This window comes from Nocardia sp. NPDC051052 (genome assembly GCF_044456045.1).
In the GTDB taxonomy this organism is placed as follows: domain Bacteria; phylum Actinomycetota; class Actinomycetes; order Mycobacteriales; family Mycobacteriaceae; genus Nocardia.
This window is the reverse complement of sequence record NZ_JBITFL010000008.1, coordinates 156,995-182,464: the sequence shown is the minus strand read 5'-3', so window position 1 is coordinate 182,464 and position 25,470 is coordinate 156,995. Positions and strand designations below refer to the sequence as shown.

Below are 25,470 nucleotides of genomic sequence, written 5' to 3'. Positions count from 1 at the left end.
CGTCGCTGGTCAGCCGTGATCAGGATCCGGTCAGTTCGCCGTCGGGGCCGAGCACGATGCGTGGCGAACGGGTCGGGTCCAGCCAGCGTAGGACGTGCACCAGGTCGGTACGGTCGAGGCTGACGCAGCCGGAGGTGTCGTCGGGTCCGTTGGCGTGCAGGAAGATCGCGCTGCCCGCACCGGGGATGGCCGGCACGTTGTAGGTGATGACGGCGAAGTAGGCGTATTGCGGGGTGACCTGCCATAGCGCCTCGCTCGCGCCGCCTGGATCGGCGCCGTGCTGGAAGGTGTTGTAGCCAGGGGTCGTTGGGTTAGCGTTCCACCAATCACCCTTGGCGAGCACGTGATAGGGATAGTGGGTGCCCGGATCCGGCTCGATGCCGTAAAGGGTGTCGCCGAAACCGTACATGCCGGTCGGCGTCGACGGCTCCGACTCCCGGTGGTGGTCGCTGAAGCCGTTTTCGCCAATCCTGGCGACCATCGCCGGGAGCGCGCGTCGCCAGTCGCCGTCGACCTTCTCGAATGTCTCCAGCGTCGCGTAAGTGGTTGCGGCGGTGGGCGCGTGCACGATCACCACCTGGCTGGTCGCTGCCGGGACAGCATGCAACACGGGGGTGAGATCGGGACCGCCGCACACCGATGTGGCGCCCACGACGACCCCCGAGACCAGTAGTCCGATGACGCACTGCGTAGTAGTCATGAGTGTCAGACCCAAGCACCGACGGCGAGGAACGCGCAGATCAGCACGAACAGGATGCCCATCAGCGGGGCGACGAATCGCACGTAGCGGTCGTAGCGCACCTTCGCCAGGGCAATACCGCCGGTCACCACCGCCGTGGTCGGGGTGACCAGGTTGGCCCAGCCGGAGGCCGACTGCCACGCGGTAACAACAAGGGAGCGTGGCACATTCGCGAAATCGGCGAGCGGCGCCATGATCGGCATGACTAGGGTGGCATGGCCGGAGCTGGACGGGATCAGAAAGCCGAGCGGAACATTCACCAGAAACACCGCGATCGCGAACAACGCCGAGGAGGTGCCGGTCACCACGCCTTCCAGGGCATGCAGTGCGGTGCTGGTGATTTCAGTGTTGTTCATGACGACGGTGACACCGCGCGCCAGCACGATCACCATGCCCGCCCCCACGAAATCGCCGAAGCCCTTACCGAACGCCTCGGACATCTTGTTCTCGCCCAGTCCACCGACCAGCCCGATCGCCACCGCGCCGACCAGGAACAGTGCGGTGAGTTCGGGGAAGTACCAATCCAATTCCCACTGGAACCGCGCGGCGCCGGGGCCGTCGATCGCCTCCGCCCACGGAATGATCGCGAAGATCATGAACGCGAAGGTGAGCGCGACCAGCCAGAGCACCGCGGCTTGCCGACGGGTCATCGGGTCGGTCCGGTGGTCATCGGCCCGCACGTCGCGGTCGCCGGGCTGCCAGCCCGACCACGACTTGTCGGGATCCCGCTTGACCCGGCGCGCGTACCAGAGCACGTAGCCGACGGTGGCCGTGGTGAGCACCACCAGCATGGCGATGCGGAGCATGATGCCATCGCCGATGGGGACGTCGGCAGCCGAGGACGCGGTGCCGGTGGCGAAGGGGTTGACGGTCGAGCACAGCATGCCGATGCCGGCACCGCAGATGATCGCGCCGACCGCGGTCATCCGGTCGTAGCCGAGCGCCAACGTCAACGGCACCAGGAGTGCGTAGAAGCCGAGGGTTTCCTCCGCGAAACCTTCCACCGTGCCCGCGATCGCGAAAACCACCATGACGCCGACGATCAGCAGCGACGACCGGCTGCGCAGCCGATAGGCCAGCTGTCCGATGCCGCTGTCGAGCGCGCCGGTGGCGAAGGCGACGGTGATGAACGCGCCGACGGCCAGCACGAACAGGAACACCGCTGCCGCGCCGTAGAGATGGCCGGACAGGTCGGGACCCACCTGACCGGACTTGGCGTCTTGAATACCGTAGAGACCGTTGATCGGTGCGAGAAACAGATCACGCAGCCGCGCGCCGAAATCCGTGGCGTCTTCGATGCGATGGTAGGACCCGGCGATCGGGTGACCCTTGTCATCGACGTCGTAGGCGCCCGGCGGAACGACGAACGCCGCGAGCCACACCAGCACAGCGACACCGGCGAGGATCGTGTAGGTGGACGGAAAGTACCGCGCACGCAGGTCACCGCGCTGGCTCATCCGCACATGGAACCACTCGTCGCGACCGGTTCAGCAAAGCCTCGGCGATGTTTATCCAAGAGTGACCGAAGCCAGGTCCGATCAGTGTCGGACGGTTTTATCGGCACGCGGTGTCCGCGGCGATCTGCGGTGCGCTCAGCGCGGAGCGGTACCGCCTTGGGGCTCTGCTTTCAGGAGTGCGAGCAGCCCGGGGAACCGCTTCTCGATGTCCGTGCGTCGTAGTCGGATGCCCTTGCGGTTGCCATAGTCGATCTCGTCGATGAGGCCCGCCTCGCGAAGGACCCGGAAGTGGTGGGTCTGGGTCTGCTTCGAGATCGGAAGATTGAACGAGTTGCAGCCCCGTTCGCTGTCGCTGCGGTCGGCGGCCAACTCCGTCATCACCGAACGACGATGCTCGTCGGCGAGGGCGCGAAGCACCGCACCCAGATCCAGCGCATCGGCCTTCGGCCCGACCTGGTTCATCGCGGCCACGCGACACCTCCCTTCAGGTACGACTTGCATCGTACCTCAATGAGGTGCTTTACTCAGGTACGAATTTGATCGTACCTTGACCCGGTTGTGTTGCGCTGTGCCGCCGCTCACCGAGACCCGGCCCAGTACTCGCCGGGGACCTGGTCATCGACACTCTGAGAGGTCATCGTCATGAAGAAGCGCGAGGTGCTGATAGTCGGTGCCGGAATCGCAGGGCCCGCACTCGCATACTGGCTCTCCCAGCATGGATACCGGCCGACGGTCGTCGAACAAGCCCGGCAGCTGCGCTCCGGTGGTAGCGCGATCGTCGTGAAGGGGCCCGCGATCCCGGTCGCCGAGCGCATGGGCATCCTCCCGCAGCTGCGCGGGCTCGCCACGCGCAATCGGTCGCTGACCCTGCTCGACCCCGGCGGCAGGCGAATCCTGCGACTCCCGCTCACCTCGGACGCGGCGCCGACGGTCGAGGTAACCCGAGCCGACCTGTCCGACGTGCTCCACCGGTCGGCGCAGTCCGAGGCCGAGTTCTTGTTCGACGACACGGTCATCGCTCTCGACCAAGACAGCGGCGGAGTCGATGTCACCTTTCGGCGGTCCAGGCCACGGCGCTTCGACTTGGTAGTCGGCGCGGACGGGATGCACTCCACCGTACGGCGCCTGGTATTCGGACCCGAGCGGCAGTTCGTGCGCGATCTGGGTCTGTATGGCGCGACCGTCCCGTTGGAACCCGACGCCATCGAGGACCCGAACGAGATGACGATGCTGACCGTGCCGAACCGGATGCTGGTCGTCCACCCCTCGCGGACCACCCCGCTCGCGATCTTCACCTTCCGGGCCGCACAGCTAGCACCGCACGACCGCAAGAACATCGCACTGCACAAGCAGACGGTGGCCGACGCCTACGCCGACGTGCGGTGGCGGACACCGGAACTCGTGGCGGCGTACCTCGACCACCCGGCTCCGTTCTTCGACCCCCTGACCACCGTCCGGATGCCCTCGTGGTCCCGCGGCCGGGTCGTACTGCTCGGGGATGCGGCGGGAGCGACAGCTCTGCTGGGCGACGGGTCCAGTATCGCGATGGCGGGCGCGTACGCCCTCGCGGACGAGCTCGCCGCCCATCCAGGTGATCACGCCCGCGCCTTCGCCGCCTACGAGTCGCGACTCCGCCGTGAAGTAGACCCACGGCAGCGACGCGTCGGTCTGGTCTCCCGGATCTTGGTGCCCCGCACCCGGCCGGGCCTCGTGGTGCGAAACACGGTGGCCCGCGCGGTCAGTCGCACGAGCCGGATCGCCGCGGCTTCGAAATCAGGGGACGCACCCGATCGCCTGCCCACGCCCCACTAACCGAGTGGCACGAACTTCTCGCCGCGGCCATCATGACTGAGTGCCTTCGTTTCACTTGGTCGAGCCTCCGCTGTTCACCCGTCTGCGGGGCGCCTCGCGGGTGCTGATCGCCGGGGCGGGCGGCGGATTCGATGTGTACGGCGGCCTGCCACTCGCGGTGGCGCTGGAGGGGCTCGGCAAGAAGGTGTCCCTGGCGAACCTGTCGTTCAGCGACCTGCGCCGCACCCCGCTCGACGACTGGCTCGCGCCGGGCGTCGCCGCTGTCCACCCCGAGACCGACGGCAACGACGATTACTTCCCCGAACGCACCCTGGCTCACTGGCTGGCGAGCACCGATCGCGAACCAATTGTGTTCGCGTTTCCCAAGTCCGGCGTTCGTCCCCTCCGAGCCGCCTACCGCGCCCTCATCGAACACCTCGACGCGGATGCCCTGGTGCTCATCGACGGCGGCACCGACATCCTGCTCCGCGGCGACGAGGCCGGGCTCGGCACCCCGCACGAGGACATGACCAGCCTCGCCGCCGTCGCAGGACTGGACCACATCACCCGCGTCGTGGTGTCCGTCGGTTTCGGCATCGACGCCTACCACGGCGTCTGTCACGCCCACGTACTGGAAAACCTCGCCGCCCTGCAACGCCAGAACGCCTACCTCGGCGCCTTCTCCATCCCGCCCGACAGCCCGGAGGCCGCCGCCTACCTCGCCGCCGTCACCCACTGCCTAACCGAAACCCCGTTGCGCCCCAGTATCGTTCACTCCCAGATCGCCGACGCGTTACGCGGGAAATTCGGTGACACGCACGCCACCGACCGCACCAGCGGCACAGAACTATTCGTAAACCCCCTGATGGCAATGTATCTATCCGTCGACCTCCCAGCCCTGGCCCGCAGCGTCGAATACCTACCGCTACTAGAGCCCACCGAAGACGCCTACCAGGTAGTCCAGATCATCGAGGCCCACCTAGCATCCCGCCCAAAACCCCGCCCGCACAGCCTCATTCCCCACTGACCGAGACCCAGGTGCGAGGGTCAGCCGCGTTGGTCACTCGGCGTGTACGGGATGTTGAGGGCGTTGTTTTCGTCCACGCGGATGGGGCGGCCGAGTTGGGGGAAGGCGCGTTGGGCGCAGGCGGGGCGTTCACAGACTTTGCAGCCGGGGCCGATCGGGATGGCGGCGCCGGGGTCGTCGATCGGAAGTCCGTGGGAGTAGACGAGTTTGGGTGCGTAGGTGAGGTCACAGCCGAGGCCGATGGCGAAGTCGCGTTTGGGTGAGAGGTAGCCGGGGGTGCTTTCGTCGGTGGTGCGGGCCAGCCACAAGTAGCGGCGACCGTCCGGCATTTGGGCGATCTGGGTCCGGATGCGGCCCGGCGTCGCGAAAGCCTCGTGTACCACCCACAAGGGGCAGCTGCCGCCTACTCGGGAGAAGTGGAAGGCGGTGGCGGACTGGCGTTTCGAGATATTTCCGGCACGGTCGGTGCGGACGAACAAGAACGGCACACCGCGGCGGCCCGCACGTTGCAGGGTGGACAACCGGTGGCTGACGGTTTCGAAGCCGACCTCGAATTTCGCTGAGAGCAAGTCGATGTCGTAACGCAGCGCCTCCGCGGCATCGTGAAACGCGGTGTACGGCAGGATCAATGCTCCGGCGAAGTAGTTGGCCAGTCCGACCCGAAGCAGGCCACGCGACTGCGGGGCGAGCGAATCCGCCTGTGCGATAACCGCGTCGATGGTGTCGGCCTGAGTGAGGAACGCCAATTGGGTCGCGAGCTGGAACGCGCGTTGCCCGGCCGAGAGCCGTCGAGCCAGGGTGAGGATTCGGGTGGCGGGGTCGAAAGTGCGTTTCGGGCCGGGCTGATCGGGGTCATCGGTGCGGATAACGACCGCGATGTCGTGTTCCTCGCGCAGGAGCCTGGTCAGCTGTAGATCCAAGCCACCGAGGGTGAATCCGCGGCGGGCGAACAGTTCTTCGGCGGCGGCGTCCAGGTTGGGAATGTGGTTGCGGTGGTCGTAGAAGAAGTCGCGGACGTCCTCGTAGGGCATGCCGATGCCCGAGTCCGGGGCGTGGGTGTCGATACCGGCGGAGACGCGTTCGAGCTGTTCGGTAGCGCCGCGTAAACGACGGTGCATGCCGACCAGCACCCGTGCCGCGGCGGGAATGCGGGAAACGAGTTCATCGATCTCGGTGGTCGTGACAGTCACGCCGTCGGGGTCCTCGGCGAACACTTCCTGGAGATCGGCGAGCAGTCTCGCGTCGGTGTCGGCGGCGAAGAACTGCATGTCCAGATCGAAGGTCGAGTTGAGTCGCAGCAGCACCGGGACGGTCAGCGGGCGCTGGTCGTTTTCCAGCTGGTTGACGTAGCTGACCGACAGCCCGAGAGTGGTGGCCATCCTGGTCTGGGTCAGGCCTCGTTGTTCACGCAGCGCGCGCAGCCGACCGCCCGCATACATCTTCTGCATAAACCGAAATCTAGCACTCCCGTCTTACACAACTTTTACAACTTCACTGATTTGCTTCCGCAAATATAGGCATTTGCGAGGTATTTCCGCAGTGGGCCGCTATGTGTAGCGTGCGAAATATGAAGAATCATCTCGTTCGTACCCACCGCTCCGCCGAGCAGTTCCCTCGCGAAGAACACCTCGCGTGGCGCATCGCCGAGGTCGCCACCGACCCGGTCGAGGTGGCGCCGGAGACGGCGGAGATGATCATCAACCGGATCATCGACAACGCCTCGGTCGCGGCGGCGTCGCTGACCCGGCGCCCGGTCGCCAATGCCCGCGCCCAAGCGCAGGGGCACCCGTATCAACCGGGCGCGGCCGTGTTCGGTGCCGACGGCAGCTACTCCCCTGAGTGGGCCGCCTGGGCCAACGGCGTCGCGGTGCGTGAACTCGATTTCCACGACACCTTCCTCGCCGCCGAGTACTCCCACCCCGGTGACAACATCCCGCCGATCCTGGCCGTCGCTCAGCACGCCGGACGCACCGGCCGCGACCTGATCCGCGGCCTGGCCACCGGCTACGAGATCCAGATCGATCTGGTGCGCGCGATCTGCTTGCACGAGCACAAGATCGACCATGTCGCGCACCTCGGCCCGTCCGCCGCGGCGGGCATCGGGACGCTGCTCGGCCTCGACGCCGAAACCAGCTACCAGGCCGTCGGCCAGGCGCTGCACACCACGACCGCGACCAGGCAGTCCCGCAAAGGCGAGATCTCCAGTTGGAAGGCCTACGCGCCGGCGTTCGCGGGCAAGATGGCCGTCGAAGCCGTCGACCGGGCGCTGCGCGGTGAGGGCGCGCCGTCGCCGATCTGGGAGGGCGAGGACGGTGTGATCGCCTGGCTGCTCGGCGGGCCGAAAGCCGAGTACTCGGTGCCGCTGCCCGGCCCTGGTGAGCCGAAGCGCGCGATCCTGGACTCCTACACCAAGGAACATTCCGCCGAGTATCAGAGCCAGGCGCCGATCGACCTGGCCCGCCGGATGCGCGATCAGATCGGCGATCTCGACCAGATCGCCTCGATCGTGCTGCACACCAGCCACCACACCCACGTCGTCATCGGCACCGGCTCCGGCGACCCGCAGAAGTTCGATCCGACGGCCTCGCGCGAGACCCTCGACCACTCGGTGATGTACATCTTCGCGGTCGCGCTGCAGGACGGAACCTGGCACCACGAGCGGTCTTACGCGCCGGAGCGGGCGCGGCGGCCCGACACCGTTGAGCTGTGGCGCAAGATCTCCACCGCCGAGGATCCCGAGTGGACGCGGCGCTACCACTCGACCGACCCCGCGGAGAAGGCGTTCGGCGCACGGGCCGAAGTCACCCTGAAGAGCGGTGAGGTGATCGTCGACGAGCTCGCGATCGCCGACGCGCATCCGCTCGGGGCGCGGCCGTTCGCCCGCGCGCAGTACATCGCGAAGTTCCGCGCGCTGGCCGAGGGCGTCATCGCACCCGCCGAGCAGGATCGCTTCCTCGACGTCGCGCAGCGCGCCGCCGAACTCAGTGCCGCGGAGTTGTCCCAGCTGTCGTTCACGGTCTCCGACGATGTCCTCGCGCGGGCACCGCAGCTGCCGAAGGGGCTCTTCTGATGGCGGGCCTTATTTCCGCCGAGACCTCGGCCGCCGACAAGCGCGTTGCTTTCCGCGCAGGTCTGGCCTCGGGTTCGATTCAGCGGTTTCCCGGTGCGTTCAACCCGTTGGTGGCCAAGCTGATTCAGGAGATCGGGTTCGAGGGGGTCTATGTCTCCGGCGCGGTGGTCTCCGCCGATCTCGCGCTGCCCGATATCGGGCTCACCACGCTCACCGAGGTTTCCGAGCGCGGCCAGCAGATCGCGCGGGTCACCGAGCTGCCGGTGCTCATCGACGCCGACACCGGGTTCGGTGAACCGATGAGCGCCGCGCGCACCGTGACCGTCCTCGAGGACGCCGGGATCGCGGGCTGTCACTTCGAGGACCAGGTCAACCCGAAACGCTGCGGGCACCTCGACGGTAAGGCCGTGGTGCCGACCCAGGACATGGTGCGCAGGCTGCGGGCGGCTGTATCCGCAAGGCGGGACCCGAATTTCGTGATCTGCGCGCGCACCGACGCCGCCGGGATCGAGGGCATCGACGCCGCCATCGACCGCGCCGAGGCGTACGCCGACGCCGGTGCGGACCTGATCTTCACCGAAGCGCTCTACGCCGAAGCCGACTTCGCGAAGTTCCGCGCCGCCGTCTCGATTCCGTTGCTGGCCAATATGACCGAGTTCGGCAAGTCCGAGCTGCTGTCGGGGAAGACGTTGGAGTCGATCGGTTACAACGCGGTCATCTATCCGGTTTCTACCCTGCGCCTGGCGATGTGGGCGGCCGAGAACGGACTGCGCGAGATCTTCGCCGAGGGTACCCAGGCGGGTTTGCTCGATCGGATGCAGTCCCGCAGCAGGCTCTACGAACTGCTGCAGTACGAGCGCTACAACGAATTCGATTCCGACGTCTTCAATTTCAGCCTGGGAAGGGACCAATGAATACCGCATCGCTCCGCGATCCCGGTGGCCGGACGACGGGTGGGCCGGAGACCGTCATACCTACTATCTACAAAGGTCTTGCCGGTGTCGTCGTGGACACCACTGCCGTCTCCAAGGTGGTGCCGGAAACCAATTCACTCACCTACCGCGGTTACGCCGTGCAGGATCTGGCCGAACACTGCGGCTTCGAGCAGGTCGCCTACCTGCTGTGGCATGGCGAACTCCCCAATGACGCTCAGCTGGAACGGTTCTGCCAGCAGGAGCGGGCCGCCCGCCGCGCCGACCGGTCGCTGCTGTCGCTGGTGACGAAGATGCCCGACAACTGCCATCCGATGGACGTCGTGCGCACCGCGATCAGCTACCTCGGCGCCGAGGATCCCGCCGAGGACGACAACAGCCCAGCCGCCAACCGCGCCAAGGCATTACGGATGATGGCGGTGCTGCCGACCATCGTCGCGGCCGACCACCGCCGCCGCCGCGGTCAGGACCCGATCGCCCCGCACTCGCACCTCGGGTTCGCCGAGAACTTCCTGAACATGTGCTTCGGCAAGATCCCGTCCCGGGAACTGGTGCAGGCGTTCGAAGTATCGCTGATCCTTTACGCCGAGCACAGTTTCAACGCTTCGACCTTCGCCGCCCGCGTGGTCACCTCGACCCTGTCCGACATCTACAGCGCGGTGACCGCGGCCATCGGCGCGCTCAAGGGCCCGCTGCACGGCGGCGCCAACGAGGCGGTCATGCACGACATGATCGCGATCGGCGACCCCGCCCACGCCGAGCAGTGGCTGCGCGCCAAGCTCGCCAAGAAGCAAAAGGTGATGGGCTTCGGCCACCGCGTCTACAAGAACGGTGACTCCCGGGTACCGACGATGAAGAAGTCCTTCATCGACATCGCCACAGCCACCGACGGTCACAAATGGGTCCAGATATACGAAATCCTCGAGCAAACCATGAACAACGCAACCGGCATCAAACCCAACCTAGACTTCCCCACCGGCCCCGCCTACTACCTACTCGGCTTCGACATCGAAGTATTCACCCCCATCTTCGTAATGAGCCGAATCACCGGCTGGACCGCCCACATCATCGAACAAAGCGAATCCAACGCCCTGATCCGCCCCCTGAGCGAATACATCGGCGTCCCCCAACGCTCAGTCGTAGCCTAACCCCAACCAGCCCACACCCCTCGAAATCCGCACTCTCCCTAGGGATCTACACTCGCTTTAGGGCCCTATTCCGGGTGCGGCTCCCAAGAGAGAGAGTGCGGATTTTGCTGAGAGCGGCCGAACGGCGCCCTGACGGTTGGCTAGGCTCTGTACCCATGGCCGTCTACCTTGTCACCGGTGCTGCTGGCTTCATCGGCGCCAATTACGTGCACCGCCTGCTCGAGTGGGAGCCGGACGCGCAGGTGATCGCGGTCGACTACATCGGTTTCGCGGGGAACATGACCAATGTGGCCGCGGTGATCGATCGGATCGTGTTCGAGCAGGCCGACATCGCCGACTTGGCGGCCATGGAGGCGCTCTATCGGGCCCATCGGCCTGACTTCGTGGTCAACTTCGCGGCGGAGTCGCACAACGATCGGGCGATCGTCGGGCCGTCGGCGTTCATGCGTAGCAATGCCTTGGGCGCGCAGGTGATGGCGGAGTGCAGCCGACTTGTGCCGGTGAAGTCGCACGTCCATGTGTCGACCATCGAAGTGTATGGCGAACTGCCGCCGAGTGAGCCGTGGTTCACCGAGCGTTCCCCGCTGAACGCGAAGACCCCGTATTCGGCGTCGAAAGCCGCGGGCGATCAGATGGTGCGTGCATACATGGCGACCTATCCGGCGATGAACATCCGATTGACCCACTGCGCCAACAACTTCGGCCCATATCAGCTTCCGGAGAAACTGATCCCGCTCGCGGTCACCAACGTATTGCGTGGCCGCAAAGTCCCCGTCTACGGTGACGGCCTGCAGAGCCGCGACTGGCTGCACGTCACCGACCACTGCGATGCGGTACACAAGGTGCTGCACGCCGACCTGGGACCGATCCCGAGGGCCGCGGCCACCGACCCCGGCCTGCTCCCGATCTTCGACATCTCCGCCCGGCACGAGGTCACCAATCTCGAGATCGCCCACTTGGTGGTCACCGCGCTCGGGCTGGAACCGAGCGAATGGATCGAGCACATCGAAGACCGGCCGAACCACGACCGTCGCTATGTGATCAACCCCGAGAAGCTGGAAACCGAACTGGGGTGGCGGCCGACCCACCAGTTCGAGACGGCAATGGCCGAGACCGTGCGCTGGTATCGCGACAACCGCGACTGGTGGGAACAGGTCATCGCGGCCAAGGGCGAGCTGGCCTTCGATTGGAGTCAGGTCGCGCCCGCCGCCATGAACTAACGTGTGCTGGTGAAGACGACGGAGTGTGCCGTCCGGCCACCGAGCCGGATCTGATCGTCCGCGAAATTGCGAGAATGATCCAGTCGGTGGCGGACATGAGTAGCTGATCTCACACCCTGCGCGCCCGGAGAATCGGGATGAATTCCGAATAATTGCACGTCGCCACGCAACCGCCAAACCTATACGCGAAAAGTCCGTTTGCGACTTAACTTTCGTGAAGAAGAACTTACACTGCTGGCCCGAATTGGTTGCGCGTCTTAAACTCTCAATCCCGACGGTATTCGACGGAAAGTAGCCGATGGGTAAGCACCGCGCACCACGAAAGCCCGACGTTCCGATGCGGTTGGCAATGGTGTCGACCGCCGCGTTGATCACCGCGTTGATCGCTGCTGACCGGGAGGGGTCACAGAGCAGCGAGCCGACCGCGAGTCGCGGCCTCACCACCGTGGGTGAGCCGAGCGGACCGTTCTCCGTGCCATCGGTCGGCGAGCCGGAAGCGATACCGGAGGTCCCGAATAGTGACCGCCCGCCCGCGGAAACCCCACCGCCCGTTGCGCCCGAGCCCGGCGGCAGACATCGTCGGGAGGAACCGGCGGTGCCGGTCGATGATCCCGAACCCCCGCGCCCCCACGACGTGCTCAGCGGCGCGACGGCGGCGTGGATCTCGGGGACCACGCAGGGTTACGAGTGGCTCGCGCACCTCGAGAAGTGCATCGTCGAACACATGACGTCCGGCATGGAGCAGCGCGTCGTGTAATCGACGGTTGCGGTAACCGGTTGCGGTTTGGCACGATTGCCGCACTTATGCCGCTGGATTCCGATTCCGTTTCCGACAGCCTCGATGGTTTGTCCGTGGGCGATGCGCTGGGTGCACAGTTCTTCGTGCCCGGCCGGTCCGTCCCCGATCTGCTCGCCGGGCGACCGCCGGCCGCCCCCTGGCCGTGGACCGACGACACCGAGATGGCCTGTTCGGTGTACTCGGAAATCCGCGGCCGCGGCCGCATCGACCAGGACGCCCTCGCGGCCGTCTTCGCCGACCGCTGCGAACCCTATCGCGGCTACGGCGCAGGCACAGTCGTTGTGCTGCACGAGATTCGCGATGGCCGCCCGTGGGCCGAAGCGGCAGGCGCCGCTTTCGGCGGTGGATCGTGGGGCAACGGCGCAGCGATGCGGGTCGCCCCGCTCGGGGCGTATTTCGCCGACGACCCGGACCGAGCGGCAACCGAGGCGGCGCTGTCCGCCGAGGTCACCCACCGGCATCCGGAAGCGATCGTCGGCGCCATGGTGATCGCCGTCGCGGCCGCCCATGCCGCCGCGACACGCGAAACCGGTTGCACACCAATAGAATTACTACGGTCGGTCGAGCCGTACCTGGTCGACGGCCGTACCGCCGACGGTATTCGTCGAGCCCGAAAGCTACTCGGCCGACCGGCGGCCGAAGCCGCATACGAGCTCGGCAACGGCGCGGCGGTCAGCGCCCAGGACACGGTGCCGTTCACCCTGTGGGCAGCCGCGACGTTCCTCACCGACTACCCTGCCGCCATCACCGCGTGCGTCGAAGCCGGTGGCGACGCGGACACGACGGCCGCGATCGTCGGCGGAATAGTCGCCGCCCACACCGGAATCGGCCACCAGCCCAATATCCGCGGCATCCCTGAGCAGTGGCTGGCCGCCCGCGAACCCCTACCTCCGTGGTCGACACCCACGGAGAACCTCGAATCCGCACCCTAACTCGGGACCCGCACCCGAAATAGGGCCCTAAAGTCGGTGCAGGTCCCGAGTTAGGGTGCGGATTCCGCTTGCCGCAACAGCTATCGGACTGTCGCTAAGGGGATTACGCCATTTCGCAGCTCGTCGGGATCGGCGACAGGAGTTCGCTACAGCCCGTCCGCGCAGCCGCTTAGCATCTACCGGCAGGAAAGGCAGACTGCCCGGTCCGGTTATAACGGCCCAGCGGTTGCAGCGGGTTTGCCTCAGGCCTATCGAACAGTCATCAAGATCCCAAGATGTCATGTCCACTACCGCATTTGACGAGGCGCCTATGCGCAGAGCGAGATCACTCCGGCGGCAGTCGCCTGCGATTAGTTACGCATCAAACAGAAGCCAGAGTGTGATAACGGTCACACCGGCGCAAGCAAACGCCATCCGTCCAGAGAGGTCTCAACCACCCCGGTCGAGTTAAATTCCAGCTACTGAAACTTGTTTGCTGCACTCAGCACATCTTGATACGATAATTTCATTCAACCATTGGTTGAAGATCAATGATGAACATATTTTCCGTGAGCGTGATGATTTGTCAATGATTTCGGTTCAGGATAACACGGATGAGCCGGTGAAAATCAAGCGCAGTTCACCGGAGGGAATGCAGTGCAGGGGCTTACGCAAGAAGATGTCCGACATACGTTCGACGGGGGTCTCCCGTCCCGGAACAACATCGATTCCGCGATCATTGTCGGCGCCGGTCTCGCCGGACTCGCGGCCGCATTCGAATTAGCAAAGCAGGGAACGCAGGTCACCGTTCTCGAAGCGAATGATCGCCCGGGCGGGCGCACATGGACCTACCGCCATCCCTTCGCCGACGACCTGCACGCGGAAGCCGGCGCGATGACGGTGACCGAGCAGTGCCACTACACGATGCACTATCTCGGTGCCATGGGTCTGGAGACCGAACCGAGCGATCTCGTCGACACCGATTTCAGCTACTACCGCAACGGCATTCGGATCCGGCCGGACCAGGTCGCCGATCATGCCGACACCTTGGGTCTACACCCGGACGAGCGGAATCTCACCGTCACCGACCTGTTCGCCAGATACGTCACCAAGTTCAACGACAACATCGGCCCCGAGGTCGCCGCACTCGACTGGACCCCGACGCCCAATCTGCTGGAACTCGACCAGATCTCGGTGCGCCGAGTACTCGAGGACCAAGGCGCGTCCCCCGCCGCGATCAGCCTGATCGAGCCACTGTTCCTCGAAATGCGCGGCGGCGAACTGGAATCCGCCTCGGCGATGGCGTGGGCCCGCTACGAGTCGAGCCCCCGCTCCTTCTCCACCGCGGACGCCAAGTGGTACAAGGTGAAGGGCGGCACCGACCTGCTCGCCCGGGCACTCGCGGACAAGGTCAAAGACCGTGTCCTCTACCGGAAGCCGGTCGTCCGCATCAGCCAAACCGACCACGAAGCGCAGGTCACTTTCCTGGATCGCGACCGGCTACAGACGTTGAGCGCGGACCGGGTCATCGTCACCGCACCGTTCAGCAGTGTCCGGCGACTCAACCTGTCGATGGCTCGACTATCGGCGGCTAAGCATTCGGCTATTCGCCAACTCAGATACGTATCGGTCCTGCGCATATATCTGCAGATGCGCAAGAAATTCTGGCCGGAAAACCGGCTGATGCTGTCGACGGATACCCCGATCTGCACGGTCCGCGACGCCACCCCACGGCAACCGGGCCCCCGCAAGATCCTCGAATGCTGGCTCACCGGCTGGCCCGCCCAGGCGGCGGCGAGCATGAGCGAGGATGAGCGGGTGAATTTCGCACTGCGCGAAGTGGAGTCGATGCTGCCGGGGGCGCGCGACAACTTCGAGGTCGGCGCCTCCGTCGCCTGGGACAACGAGCCATTCGCCGGAGGTGCCTACGTGCTGCCGGAGGTTGGCCACAGCGAACTCATGGAGCACACCCGAACACCGGAAGGCCGAATACATTTCGCAGGCGAGCACACCGCGTTCGAACCGAACGGCGGCTCGATGAACTACGCATTGGAGTCGTCTATTCGAGTTCTCCTCGAACTCTCGTCCGGAACGGAGTAGGGCTGTGCTGCATCCGCGCTTGTTGATCGTGGCGGACTGTGAGGGGATCGAGGATACGGTCATGGACCTCAAGCGGCACGGTTTCGAACCCGAACCCATCGCCACTGGTGCCGAAGTCCTGGCCGCCTACCCCGATTTCGACGTGATCCTCATCGATCTCGACTTCACCGATTTCGACGGACTCACCCTGTGCCGGGAGATCCGCCGGGCCAGCGATATCCCGATCATCGGTTTTTCTTCCTTCGAGCTGGACCAGGTGCTCGCGCTGGAAGCCGGTTGCGACGACTGCGTCGTGAAGCCCTATCACAGCCGTGAGCTGATGGCGCGGCTCAGAGGCCTGCTGCGCCGCGTGCACATGATGTCCCAACCGGCGCTCATCGTCGGCCAACTGGAGATCGACTCGGCGCTGCGCGAGGTCAGGGTCGGTAATCGGCTGATCGAGCTGACCCGCAAGGAGTTCGAGCTGCTTCGCCTGCTCGCCACCGAACCGCAGAAGGTTTTCTGCCGGGCCGAGCTGCTGCAGCGGGTGTGGGGATATGACGATGTGGACGCCGAGGTGACGTCGCTGGCCAGCCGGACCATCGACACCCACCTCAGCAGTGTCCGCAAGAAGCTCGGCTCCCCGGACTGGATCGTCACCGTGCACGGCGTCGGGTTCCGCTTCAATGACGAAGCGACCCGCGGCAAGTCGGCCCAGACCGCCGAGCCGGTCCGGGCCGGTGGGGCGGCCGGATAACCCGCCGCCTTCACCCCATCCGTGCCGTGGACGGAGTGAACTGCGGCGTGAATGTGCCGCCGTACGACTCGGCGAACTCCTCGATGATGGCGTCCTGCTCGGCTCGAACGTCACGCCCCTGGCACAGCGAGTCCAGCACTGCACTCGACTCCTGTTGCACCCGCTGGACGGCGTCGTAGGGCATGTGCGTGAACGCCACCAATTGGTAAAGCGGCGTGTACAAATCGGGACGCAGCTCGTGCAGCCGTCGTTCCAGCGCCTTGCGTGCCAGGAACAGCGGGCTGTTCACGTGGTCGGAGAGTTCTTCGAGGTTCCGCATCGACAACTCGGCGAGCGCGTGCCCGGCCTTGACCCGCACGTCGCTGTATTCGTCGACAACGACTTCCGCGACGGTCCGGACGGTGCCACCCTCGGACCGGACCGCGGCCTGGAACTTCTCCAGCAGACTCGCCAGCGTGGCGGCGTCCTCGAAACTGCAGTTGATGCCCTGCCCATAGAACGGGACAACGGCGTGCGCGGCATCGCCGACCAGCACCGCGCGCCGATGATGATAGGGCGCGGTGTTGATGATCCGGAGCTGTCCTGGACTCCGGCCGGCCAGCTCCTTGCCGACCTCGGCCATCCGCCCGAAGACATCGGGGAACTCCGTCGCGCAGTAGTCGCTGATCGCCGCCGCCGACGGCAGATCCGAAAAGTGCCGTCCCACACCAGTACCTGCCGTCGGCTTGAACAGGCTGGTGGTGAAGGTCTGATCCCGGTTCGGCTGGGCCTGCAGGAAGTGGTCGCCGCGCGGCCACAGGTGCATTCCCGTCGGGTCGGCGTCCCGGTAGTCCATGGTGATCTCGGCGTAGCCGTGCGCGATGGTGTCGCGCGTCATCCGCATGTCGTCCGGATGCGCGGCGACGATGGCGTCGCGCACCGCACTGTTCGCGCCGTCGCAGCCGACGAGCAGATCGCCGGCGACCCAGGTCGAGGAACCGTCCCGATCCCGCAGCAGCGCCGCGGCACGCGCGGTGTCCACGTCGACGCACTCCTGCCCGTAGTGGATTCGAGCGCCCGCACGCAGCGCTTGATCACGCAGCAGGTCCTGCAGGATCCCACGTGGGATGGACAGCAGGTGATGGTTGTACATCGTCCCGTACGCCTGGGTGGAGATCGCGCCATCTCGATGGTGGATGATCCGCTTGGCCAGCACCGAACCCTGCAGATACAGGCGACGCCGGACCGAGAGCGGCAGGCAGTCGAGCCCGCGTGAGGTGAGCGTCAGGTTGAACGAGTGACCCGACCCGGTACCCGCCGACTCCGTTTGCCGCTCGAACAGGTCGACCTGCAGCCCTTGCCGCCGCAGCAGCGTGGCCAAGGCGCAGCCGACCGGCCCGGCGCCGATGATCACTACCGAGCGCATCGCTAATTCAGTCATTCTGGTCTCCTCCATGGGCGGGCTGCGCGATGGCGCCGACGGCGCGGAAGTACTCGAACATCCGATGGATCCATCCCGGATCCGCCTGCGGATAAGGACATCCGACGTCGGCGAGGGCGCGCCCGGATTTCTCGTTGTCGAACGAATGCGCGCCGAGGCGCATCACGCCCTCGCGCATGAGCGGCACCAGCGGTCCGAGTCCGCGTCGCTGATCGTCGTTCTCGGCGGCCTCCCGTTCCAGCGCGGCCATCCACTCGGATCCGCTGGTCGAGTCGGTCGCGTAACCCTCCGCGCGAATGGCCTCGATGATGGTGGGCCAGTCGAGTCCGTCCGGGTGGTACAGATGCCAATTCTCGTTGTCCGGCTTGTCTTCCGACAGGCGGATGATCGCTCGCGCGACGTAGTCCACCGGCAGCAGATCGATGGCCGGGGTCGCCACGATGTCGTCCGGGTAGCAGCCGAGCAGCGCGAATCCCTTCATCTGCAACCAGAAGAAGTCGTCGTGCCTGCAGGCTCCGGTCCGGCGGTGACCGGCGATGCGGCCGACGCGGTGCACGGTGACCGGCAGCCCGGCGTCCCGCGCCCGGAACGCGAGCTGCTCGGCGACCCACTTGCTCTGCGAGTACCCGATGCCGAGCGACGCGGGGTCACCAGGCACGGTGTCCTCGCCGACCTGACCGGAGGTGGAATCCGGCGGGAAGACGCCGAGCGTGGAGATCAGCCGCAAGGGTGTGCGGTTGATCCCGCAGAAGTCCAGCAGGTTTCGCAGTCCGTCGACGTTTGTGCGCTTGACCGTGTGATAGGGCACGACGAAGTTGATATGCGCGGCCGCGTGATAGACATCGGTCACCGCACGCGCCAAGGCGTCGTAGTCGTTGCCGAGACCGAATCGCGGTTGGTCGAGATTGCCGAGGCAGACGCCGACCTCGTCGAGGCCGGAGGGGTCGAGCGCGAACTTGCGGAACGTCCGGCGCAGGCGGTCCCGCCCGTCCGCGACGCTGTCGGCACGGACCAGGCAGTGCACGCGGTGCCCGGTGCGCAGCAGCTCGTCGAGCAGGTGGCTGCCGAGGAATCCGGTTGCGCCGGTGAGGAATACCGCGCCGCCGACCGGTTCCTCCCGCTCCCCCACGACCAGGTCGGGCAGGCGGGTGTCCGCGCTGAGGTCCGGTGCCGCGGCGGCATTGCGGTCGGCGAGGCTCTTGGTCATGCCGTGCGGTGTCGGCGTGCTCAGCAGCGTGGACAGCGCGACGTCGGTGTGGAAGCGATGCTTGACCAGCCGGTGCAGGCGGGCGGCGAGCAGCGAGTGACCGCCGAGTACGAAGAAGTCGTCCGCCGGCGTGCCCGGGCGTTGCCCGAGCACCTCCTTCCACAGCTCGGCCATCGTCCGCTCCGAATCCGTCCAAGCCACATCGGAATTCGCGGCGGACTCCGGCGGCACGGACTCGGTGGGCAACGACTCCAAGGCCTGGCGGTCGGTCTTCCCGTTCGGTGTGACCGGGATGGTGTCGATGCGGGTGACCTGTCGCGGGATCATGTATCCGGGCAGCACGGCACCGAGCCGAGTGCGCCAATCGCGCGGCGGCTCCGCGTCGCTCTGCACGAAGGCGTGCAGCGCGCGGTCACCACCGTCGGACACCACGATCACGGCGGCCGCGTCCACGTCCAGCTCGCGCTCCAGCGCGGCCTCGACCTCGCCGGGTTCGACGCGATACCCGCGGATCTTGACCTGGTCGTCCTTGCGACCGCGGTAGTGCAGGCGCCCGTCCGGTGCCAGCACGACCACGTCACCGGTGCGGTACATCAGCTGCCCGGCGACGAATGGATCGGGGACCATGGCTTCGCGCGTCTTGTCCGGCAGCCCAAGGTATCCGGGCGAAACGACCGGTCCCGCAACGCACAGTTCCCCTTCGACGCCGAACGGTGCCAGCCGGGCCGCGCCGGTCGAATCGGCGGCGAGCACGTACGCGTCGACACCCGCGACCACCCGGCCGATGGACGGAATGGTCGGCCACGTCTCAGGATCGGCGGGGAGCTCATCCCAGCTGCACAGGTGGGCCTCCGACGGCCCGTACGCGTTGATCAGCCGGGCGTCCGGATTCCGCCGGAACATCGCCCGCACGTCGCCGGTGATCACCAGCCGCTCGCCGGTGACATACACCTCGCGCAGGTCCGGCAGTGCCACCGCGGACGACCGCAGCACGGCGGCGAGCTCGCGGAGCGTGACGTACGGGAGATACGCCCGCTCGACCCGCTCTTCGGCCAGCAGCGTGGCCAAGGCCTCGAAATCGGTGCGGGCCCGCGCGGGCGGAATGACCAAAGTGCCGCCGTTGCACAGTGTTCCGAACACCTCGATGGCGAACACGTCGAAGGCCGGTGGCATGTACTGCAGCGTGCGCATCCGCCGGTCCGAGGTGAAGAGGGCCTGGTTGTGCACGAGGTTGGCCAGCGTGATCTCCGGCATCCGAACGCCCTTGGGGCGGCCGGTGGAGCCCGAGGTGTACACGATGTAAGCCGTGTCCTCCGGCGTCTTCCTCGGCTGCTCGAAGGAGGTTTCCGCACTGGCTATTTCGGTCGAATCGATGACCTCCAGCCCGTCGGGCAGCGAAGCATCCGTGATGTCGATCCCGGGCGCCCGCACCAGAATCGTTGCGCCACAGTCGTTCAAGGTGAAGTTCAGTCGATCCCACGGCTGGTCGGCGTCGAGGGTGACGTAACCGCCGCCCGCGCGCAAGATGCCGAGGACGGAGGCGATCAAGTCGAGCCCCGGCCGCATCAATACCGCGACCGGCTGCCCGTCGCGGACTCCTCGGTCCGCCAGGCTCGCCGCCACCGCGTCTGCGCGCGTGGCCAATTCGGCGTAGGTGACGACGGTGCCGTCCACTGTGATCGCGGGATCCGCACTCACCGACGCCGTAGTCGCCGCGAACAAGGCGGCGGTCAACTCGGTGCCGAGCTCGGGCGCGTCGGCCCGGCGCGCGCACAGTTCGGCGATCGCGCGCTGCTCCTCGTCGCTCGTCCAGTGCAGGTCGTCGACCTGCGCGTCGGGGTCGATGAGCACGCTGTCCAGCAGGACCCGCAGGCGCTGCGCCAGGTATTCGGTGAATTTCTCGCCGTCGGCCGCGGCGGTCGCGTGCTCGACGACCAAGGTGTAATGGCTGGGGGTCTCGTCCACCGTGATCGCCAAGTCGTACTTGGCCCCGCCCGTTTCGTGCTCCCACGTCTCGACTCCCCAGTCGGGCAGGTCCAAACGCCGGGCGGCGGCGGGCATTACGGTGACCATCGCGTTGAACAGGGCGCCGTCCTGGCTGCCCCCGGCCGCGCGCAGCTCGCCGAGGACGGCTTCGAGCGGCGCGTGCCGGTGCCGAAGTGCATCCAGCACTTCCCGTTTCACCGCGCGCAGCACGTCGCGGGCGGTCGACTCGCGGTCGAACCGATGGTGCAGCACCACGGTATTGGTGAGATGTGCGAGCACCTCGGCGTCACCGGCACCGCGCACGGAAACCGGGAGGCCGAGCAGCACGTCGTCCTGACCGGTCTGCCGGTGCAGCAGCACGAAGCTGAGCGCGACGAAGAACATGCTGGTGGTGACACCTTCTGCGGCGCAGAACTCGCGCACCCGCGCCGACACCCGCTCGTCGAGCATCAGCTGCCGGGTGACATGCCGCGCGGGGCCCTCGGCAGGCAGGCCGAGCGGGGCCGCCGCCGGAGCGTCGGCCAGCTTGTCTCGCCAGTAGCGCAATGTCTGGGAGTCGGTGGACAACTCGGTCCACCGCTCGTAGGCCTCGGTGGCCTGACGCCGATCTTCCCGCGTGGGCGCGTCGCCGCGCAGCACCGCGGTGTAGGCCGCTTCCACCTGACTGAGGTACGGCTTCCACGACATGCCGTCGAAGACGGTGTGGTGGATGTTGAACACCAGCACGCTGTTGCCCGCGTCGCCGAACCGGAGGTGTCGTACCCGCGCGAGCGGACCGGCGCGCAGATCGAAAGCGGCGCTGGCGATCTCGTGCACCTGCTCGGCCACCCACGCCTCGGTGCCGCCGTCGGGCCGGTCGCGCACATCGACTGTCGGTGCGAGCTCGCGGTGTACCACCTGCTGCAGATCGCCGTCGGTAGCCATCTCGAACGTGGTGCGCAACGCGGCATGGTCCCGATGGACGATCGCCAATGCCTCGACGAGACAGTCGTGGTCCAGCCGAGTGCCCAGACGCAACACCAATGGCTGGTTGTACGCCGTGGGATCGGCCCCGTAGATGCTGTCGAACCACAGTCCAGGTTGAGCCGGCGACGCGGGCAGGCGCTGCGCGCCGTTCGCGGTGTGTTGATCGGTAGCCGTCATGTCAGCCTCGCGCACGCTTGGTGCGGATCAGGTCGGCGACACCGCGCACGGTGCCTGCGCCGACAATGTCGTCGGGTGCCAGCGCGACGCCCAACACGTCCTCGAGCCGGGCGCCGAGGTCGATCAATTGCAGTGAGGTGACCCCGCTTTCGATGAGACCGGCGTCCAGGTCGAGCTCTTCGGTTTTGGTGATGTCGGCCAGCGACGAACGAACGACCGCGGCAAGCCGGTCCGGGGTCGCACCGGGTGCGGCACTGTCGCCAGTGGCCCTTTCGTCGTCCGCGGCCTCGTCGGCACTGTGCGCCGCGAGACGCGAGCCGAGTTCCTTGCGATCGATCTTCCCGTTGGCGTTGCGCGGAAACGCGTCGACCACCAACACCATCGACGGAACCATGTAGTCGGGCAGCTGATTTCGCAGATGTTCCAGCAGGTCGGCTTCGGCGATTTCCTTGCCGGTGGCCGGCACACACCACAGCGCGAGCTGATCGGCGGCGCCACCGCTCGGGACGGCCTGCGCGACCGCCTGCTGGACGCCGGGGAACGCCTCGGCCGTCAGCTCGACATGCCTTGGCTCCACCCGGAATCCGCGCACCTTCACCATCTGGTCGGTGCGTCCGGCGAGCACGATCTCGCCGTCGGTGGTCTGCTTGGCCAGATCGCCGGTCCGCAGCAGTCGCTGACCGTCGTGCCGGACGAACTTACGCTCGGTGTGTTCCGGGTCGCCGAGATATCCGGCGGCCACACCGTCGCCCGCGATGCACAGCTCGCCGATCCGGTCGGGCGGGCATACTTCCAATCCCTCGTCACGCACGGTCATTTCGACGGTGGGCATGGGTCGGCCCACCGGGATCTCGGCATCGGCCAGGTCCGCCGAGGTGATCTTGTGCACCGCGGTCAACGCGGAGTTCTCGGTGCAGCCGAAGGCGTTGAACACATCGCCGTCGACAACGGCCAGTGCGCGCTCCAGATGCGACGCGGACGGGAAGTCGCCGCTGACGATCACGGTCCGGACGTGCGACAGCTGCTCCGAGTGATGCTCGACGAGCAGGTTGAACAGGCCGACCGAGAGGTTGAGCACGGTAATCCGCTCGCGGGCAATCAGTCTCGCGAGCTCGCCGAGCGGCGGCATCTCCTGCGGTGCGACCGTGAGGCGGCCACCGCGCAGCAGACAGGTCCAGATATCCGTGGTCGACGCGGCGAACGCCGGCTGCGCGAGCTGCAGGAACCGGTCGTCCGGTCCGGGCGTGAAACCGATCAGATGCTGGGAAACCCGGGAGATCCCGCGATGGGCGATCACCACACCCTTGGGCACGCCGGTCGAGCCCGACGTGAACAGGATGAACGCCGGCGCGGCCGCGGTCACCGCGGACGGCCCCGATTCCGTGGACAACGATGCCGCGGCCGACAACAATTCACCGACCGGCAGGCACGTCTCCGCCGGAATGCCCGCTGCCGCACCAGTATCCGTAACGGTCAGGACGGGCTCGGCGACCCGGAACATCCGAGACTTGTGGTCCGCGGGGTGGACAGGATTGAACGGAACCACCACCAGACCGGCCTTGAGAATGCCGAGGAAGACCTGATAGGTAGCGAGGCCGCGGTCGAGATGCACCCCGACCCGCGCCCCCGTCGTCAGACCGCGCGCGCTCAGTGCCCGCGCGATCTGGCTGCTGAGGTTGTCCAATTCCGCGTAGGTCAGCGTGGTGGTGCCGTCGGAGATCGCCTCGCGGTCGGCGTGTTCACGCGCCGTCCGCACGAAGGCGTCGACGATGGTTTCGGTGGTCGCGCCCTCGGCCGGTCCCGCCGTGGCGGACTCGACCGGGGCGGTCAGTGTCTGTTTCATCGCGCTGATGTCACCGTTCCTTCCGGTGTGGATGGGCCTCGGCGGCGCGGCGCCAGGCCGAGGTGCCGCAGGCTGGTCCGGCCGAACGGGGTCGACGGGTCGACCAGGTCCAGCGGCAGGTCGAAGTGGTCGCGCTCGGGCACGATCTGCGCGGTCACCGGGATCGACTGTGCGGAAAGGCATTCCGCGTACGTCTCGTGTTGACGTAGATAGGTGCGCGTCTCGTGCCTGCCGACGGCGAGCAGGACCGAATCGCACCGGGGCGGCGGCATCCCCAGCGGGCTGCACGCGAGAGCGAGCTCGGGCGTGAGCCGGACGGCGTCGTTGACGTAGGTCTCCGGAATCTCGGTGAGGTCGTACAACCCACTCAGCAGGCACGCACTGCGCACCTGGGGTGCGCCGTCGCCGGTGAGCGCCGCGGCGAGCAGATGCGCGCCCGCGCTGCTGCCTGCCACGTGCAACTGCTCCGGGTCGATCCCCAGCATCGGCCCGGTGGTGACGAGCCATTCGAGCGCCCTGGCCACCGAGGCGATCATGCCCGGCACCGTGCGATCCGGCGCGAGCCCGTAACCCACTGCGACATAAGCACATCCGTGCGCCACCGCGTGCTCGGCGGCGAAGCAGGCGTCATCGATGCCGGACTCCTGCCAGTGCCCGCCGTGCACGAAGACCAGCGCGGGCGTCCGCGGCCCTCGGGTGCCCGGCGGAACCGCGGGAAACACATGGCACCGCTCGCCGTGTCCCTCGCCGTACGGCACCGCGATGTGCACGTCGAGCCGGGAGCGAGCGGCGTCGCTGTGTGTCCGGTACCGGCGCAGCGACCGGGCGGTATCGCGCGCGACCGAGCTCGGCGAGTATTCGCGGTCGAGTAGCTTACTCATCGGCCTTACGCCCTTCGATGACGCCGTGCGGCGTCCAGCCCTCGTTGCGGATCCGCGCGATATCGACGAACCCCGCGGCGACGAGCCACTCTTCGTGCTCGCGCCATGGGTAAATCGTGGATTCCTCTGCAGGCAATGTCGCGAAGTACACATTATCCAGAGCGGTATAGAGCGGCCCACGCCCGTCGTCGTCGGCGAACGCGTTGAAGACGATCACCCGGCCGCCCGGCGGCAGCGCCGCGTGCGCCCGCTCGAGCAACGCCTGGTTCTGCTCCGGCGACCAGATCACGAACTGATGGGCGAACAGCGCCATGTCGTATCCACCGGGCAGCGGATCGCCGAACATGTCACCGGCCACCACATCGATCCGGTCGCCGAGTCCGGCGGCCGCGATATTGTCACCGGCCACCTCGACCGCGCCCGCGAGGTCGAACACCGTGATCTTCAAGTGCGGGTGCGCCTGCGCCAGCGCGATCGCGTTGACCGCGTCGCCACCGCCGACATCGAGGAGCTTGGTCACGCCGCTGTAGTCCACCTGGTGCAGCAGCACCGGATTGGACAGCTCCGACCAGGAGTGCATGCCACGGAAGAACAGCGCCTCCAGCTCCGGTGTCTGCTCGAGCCGGGTGTACAGGTCGTTGCCCTTGCCCGGCAGGTGTTTCAGGCCGAGGTTCTTCCCGGTCCGCAGCGACTCGGCGTACTCCTTCGCGGGCAGGTAGGACAGCCGCTGCTGGAAGTCGATGATGTTGCGGATGAGCGGCCAGGTGCCGTCGGCCATCGCGTCGTGCAGCATCGCGCTCAGCGTGTACCGCTCCCCCTCGCGGTCGGTCAGGCCGAGCGAGGTGGTGCCGAGCAGCAGCTGGCGCGCGGATTTGGCGGGTAGCCCCAGGCCGGCGGCGGCCTGGTCGCTGGTGGATGGGCCGTTCAGGTCGAGGTATTCGAACAGTTGCAATTCCGAGGCCGCGCGCAGCTGCTGAAAGGCAGCAAACCCGAACAACACCGGGACAAGCGAGGTGAGGTCGACCGGTTTCGTCAGCTCGGTCTTCAGTTCCGTCATCGT

At 66.6% G+C, this 25,470-nt stretch carries 19 protein-coding genes; 10 read left to right on the top strand and 9 right to left on the bottom strand.

The features are described from left to right. Positions 1 to 19: 19 nt before the first annotated feature. The 3 genes from ACIBCN_RS27460 to ACIBCN_RS27450 all read right to left on the bottom strand — a co-directional run bounded on the left by ACIBCN_RS27460 (position 20) and on the right by ACIBCN_RS27450 (position 2,658). Complete coding sequence (locus ACIBCN_RS27460; RefSeq protein ID WP_396994557.1) at positions 20 to 700, bottom strand: L,D-transpeptidase; 681 nt, start codon at positions 698 to 700, stop codon at positions 20 to 22. Positions 701 to 705: 5 nt separating this feature from the next. Then, entirely contained in the window at positions 706 to 2,196 is a 1,491-nt protein-coding gene (locus tag ACIBCN_RS27455; protein ID WP_396994556.1) for a YfcC family protein, read from the bottom strand. Between the two features lie 135 nt (positions 2,197 to 2,331). Then, positions 2,332 to 2,658, bottom strand: coding sequence for an ArsR/SmtB family transcription factor (locus ACIBCN_RS27450; protein ID WP_396994797.1), 327 nt, complete (start codon positions 2,656 to 2,658; stop codon positions 2,332 to 2,334). 180 nt (positions 2,659 to 2,838) lie between these two features. On the opposite strand from ACIBCN_RS27450, the gene ACIBCN_RS27445 reads away from it, so the two are divergent. Further along, positions 2,839 to 4,008, top strand: a complete 1,170-nt coding sequence (locus ACIBCN_RS27445) for an FAD-dependent monooxygenase (RefSeq protein ID WP_396994555.1) — start codon at positions 2,839 to 2,841, stop codon at positions 4,006 to 4,008. Positions 4,009 to 4,048: 40 nt separating this feature from the next. Beyond that, on the top strand, positions 4,049 to 5,014 hold the full coding sequence (locus ACIBCN_RS27440) for a DUF1152 domain-containing protein (protein WP_396994554.1): 966 nt from the start codon (positions 4,049 to 4,051) through the stop codon (positions 5,012 to 5,014). Positions 5,015 to 5,034: 20 nt separating this feature from the next. Here ACIBCN_RS27440 and ACIBCN_RS27435 read toward each other — a convergent pair whose 3' ends face one another. Next, the gene (locus ACIBCN_RS27435) at positions 5,035 to 6,462 is read right to left on the bottom strand and encodes a short-chain fatty acyl-CoA regulator family protein (RefSeq protein ID WP_396994553.1); all 1,428 of its coding nucleotides are present in this window, start codon (positions 6,460 to 6,462) and stop codon (positions 5,035 to 5,037) included. A gap of 119 nt (positions 6,463 to 6,581) precedes the next feature. Between ACIBCN_RS27435 and prpD the strand changes: the two genes are divergently transcribed. The 8 genes from prpD to ACIBCN_RS27395 all read left to right on the top strand — a co-directional run bounded on the left by prpD (position 6,582) and on the right by ACIBCN_RS27395 (position 15,930). Then, a complete protein-coding gene (prpD, locus tag ACIBCN_RS27430; protein WP_396994552.1) occupies positions 6,582 to 8,084 on the top strand; it encodes a 2-methylcitrate dehydratase PrpD in 1,503 nt (500 codons plus the stop codon). Continuing rightward, positions 8,084 to 8,998, top strand: a complete 915-nt coding sequence (gene prpB, locus ACIBCN_RS27425) for a methylisocitrate lyase (RefSeq protein WP_396994551.1) — start codon at positions 8,084 to 8,086, stop codon at positions 8,996 to 8,998. Before prpD ends, prpB begins: the two co-directional genes overlap by 1 nt. Continuing rightward, a complete protein-coding gene (locus tag ACIBCN_RS27420) occupies positions 8,995 to 10,164 on the top strand; it encodes a bifunctional 2-methylcitrate synthase/citrate synthase (protein ID WP_396994550.1) in 1,170 nt (389 codons plus the stop codon). Before prpB ends, ACIBCN_RS27420 begins: the two co-directional genes overlap by 4 nt. Before the next feature lie 155 nt (positions 10,165 to 10,319). Then, on the top strand, positions 10,320 to 11,384 hold the full coding sequence (locus ACIBCN_RS27415) for a dTDP-glucose 4,6-dehydratase (RefSeq protein ID WP_396994549.1): 1,065 nt from the start codon (positions 10,320 to 10,322) through the stop codon (positions 11,382 to 11,384). A gap of 298 nt (positions 11,385 to 11,682) precedes the next feature. Further along, entirely contained in the window at positions 11,683 to 12,141 is a 459-nt protein-coding gene (locus ACIBCN_RS27410) for a hypothetical protein (RefSeq protein WP_396994548.1), read from the top strand. Between the two features lie 95 nt (positions 12,142 to 12,236). Continuing rightward, on the top strand, positions 12,237 to 13,115 hold the full coding sequence (locus tag ACIBCN_RS27405) for an ADP-ribosylglycohydrolase family protein (protein ID WP_396994547.1): 879 nt from the start codon (positions 12,237 to 12,239) through the stop codon (positions 13,113 to 13,115). A gap of 636 nt (positions 13,116 to 13,751) precedes the next feature. Further along, entirely contained in the window at positions 13,752 to 15,194 is a 1,443-nt protein-coding gene (locus tag ACIBCN_RS27400) for a flavin monoamine oxidase family protein (RefSeq protein ID WP_396994546.1), read from the top strand. A gap of 61 nt (positions 15,195 to 15,255) precedes the next feature. Next, the gene (locus ACIBCN_RS27395; protein WP_396994545.1) at positions 15,256 to 15,930 is read left to right on the top strand and encodes a response regulator transcription factor; all 675 of its coding nucleotides are present in this window, start codon (positions 15,256 to 15,258) and stop codon (positions 15,928 to 15,930) included. A 10-nt stretch (positions 15,931 to 15,940) separates the two neighbouring features. Here the strand turns inward: ACIBCN_RS27395 and ACIBCN_RS27390 are convergent, their stop codons facing one another. From ACIBCN_RS27390 to ACIBCN_RS27370, 5 genes are read right to left on the bottom strand one after another with little or no spacing between them, the layout of a single operon-like run. Next, a complete protein-coding gene (locus tag ACIBCN_RS27390) occupies positions 15,941 to 17,350 on the bottom strand; it encodes an FAD-dependent oxidoreductase (protein ID WP_396994544.1) in 1,410 nt (469 codons plus the stop codon). Further along, the gene (locus ACIBCN_RS27385; protein ID WP_396994543.1) at positions 17,343 to 21,686 is read right to left on the bottom strand and encodes an amino acid adenylation domain-containing protein; all 4,344 of its coding nucleotides are present in this window, start codon (positions 21,684 to 21,686) and stop codon (positions 17,343 to 17,345) included. The genes ACIBCN_RS27390 and ACIBCN_RS27385 overlap by 8 nt, the downstream gene beginning before the upstream one ends. A gap of 1 nt (position 21,687) precedes the next feature. Continuing rightward, positions 21,688 to 23,529: a non-ribosomal peptide synthetase gene (locus ACIBCN_RS27380; RefSeq protein WP_396994542.1), complete on the bottom strand. Its 1,842-nt coding sequence runs from the start codon at positions 23,527 to 23,529 to the stop codon at positions 21,688 to 21,690. Next, complete coding sequence (locus ACIBCN_RS27375; RefSeq protein WP_396994541.1) at positions 23,526 to 24,410, bottom strand: alpha/beta hydrolase; 885 nt, start codon at positions 24,408 to 24,410, stop codon at positions 23,526 to 23,528. The genes ACIBCN_RS27380 and ACIBCN_RS27375 overlap by 4 nt, the downstream gene beginning before the upstream one ends. Further along, positions 24,403 to 25,467 (bottom strand): methyltransferase, encoded by a 1,065-nt coding sequence (locus ACIBCN_RS27370; protein ID WP_396994540.1) that lies wholly within the window; start codon positions 25,465 to 25,467, stop codon positions 24,403 to 24,405. The genes ACIBCN_RS27375 and ACIBCN_RS27370 overlap by 8 nt, the downstream gene beginning before the upstream one ends. Positions 25,468 to 25,470 lie beyond the last annotated feature (3 nt).

Coding starts and splice junctions, on each gene's coding strand:
- ACIBCN_RS27435 (WP_396994553.1), bottom strand. CDS start 6,462: ATGCAGAAGATGTATGCGGGCGGTCGGCTGCGCGCGCTGCGTGAACAA.
- ACIBCN_RS27445 (WP_396994555.1), top strand. CDS start 2,839: ATGAAGAAGCGCGAGGTGCTGATAGTCGGTGCCGGAATCGCAGGGCCC.
- ACIBCN_RS27450 (WP_396994797.1), bottom strand. CDS start 2,658: ATGAACCAGGTCGGGCCGAAGGCCGATGCGCTGGATCTGGGTGCGGTG.
- ACIBCN_RS27375 (WP_396994541.1), bottom strand. CDS start 24,410: ATGAGTAAGCTACTCGACCGCGAATACTCGCCGAGCTCGGTCGCGCGC.
- ACIBCN_RS27415 (WP_396994549.1), top strand. CDS start 10,320: ATGGCCGTCTACCTTGTCACCGGTGCTGCTGGCTTCATCGGCGCCAAT.
- ACIBCN_RS27420 (WP_396994550.1), top strand. CDS start 8,995: ATGAATACCGCATCGCTCCGCGATCCCGGTGGCCGGACGACGGGTGGG.
- ACIBCN_RS27380 (WP_396994542.1), bottom strand. CDS start 23,529: ATGAAACAGACACTGACCGCCCCGGTCGAGTCCGCCACGGCGGGACCG.
- ACIBCN_RS27390 (WP_396994544.1), bottom strand. CDS start 17,350: ATGACTGAATTAGCGATGCGCTCGGTAGTGATCATCGGCGCCGGGCCG.
- ACIBCN_RS27460 (WP_396994557.1), bottom strand. CDS start 700: ATGACTACTACGCAGTGCGTCATCGGACTACTGGTCTCGGGGGTCGTC.
- prpB (WP_396994551.1), top strand. CDS start 8,084: ATGGCGGGCCTTATTTCCGCCGAGACCTCGGCCGCCGACAAGCGCGTT.
- ACIBCN_RS27455 (WP_396994556.1), bottom strand. CDS start 2,196: ATGAGCCAGCGCGGTGACCTGCGTGCGCGGTACTTTCCGTCCACCTAC.
- prpD (WP_396994552.1), top strand. CDS start 6,582: ATGAAGAATCATCTCGTTCGTACCCACCGCTCCGCCGAGCAGTTCCCT.
- ACIBCN_RS27410 (WP_396994548.1), top strand. CDS start 11,683: ATGGGTAAGCACCGCGCACCACGAAAGCCCGACGTTCCGATGCGGTTG.
- ACIBCN_RS27370 (WP_396994540.1), bottom strand. CDS start 25,467: ATGACGGAACTGAAGACCGAGCTGACGAAACCGGTCGACCTCACCTCG.
- ACIBCN_RS27395 (WP_396994545.1), top strand. CDS start 15,256: ATGGACCTCAAGCGGCACGGTTTCGAACCCGAACCCATCGCCACTGGT.
- ACIBCN_RS27385 (WP_396994543.1), bottom strand. CDS start 21,686: ATGACGGCTACCGATCAACACACCGCGAACGGCGCGCAGCGCCTGCCC.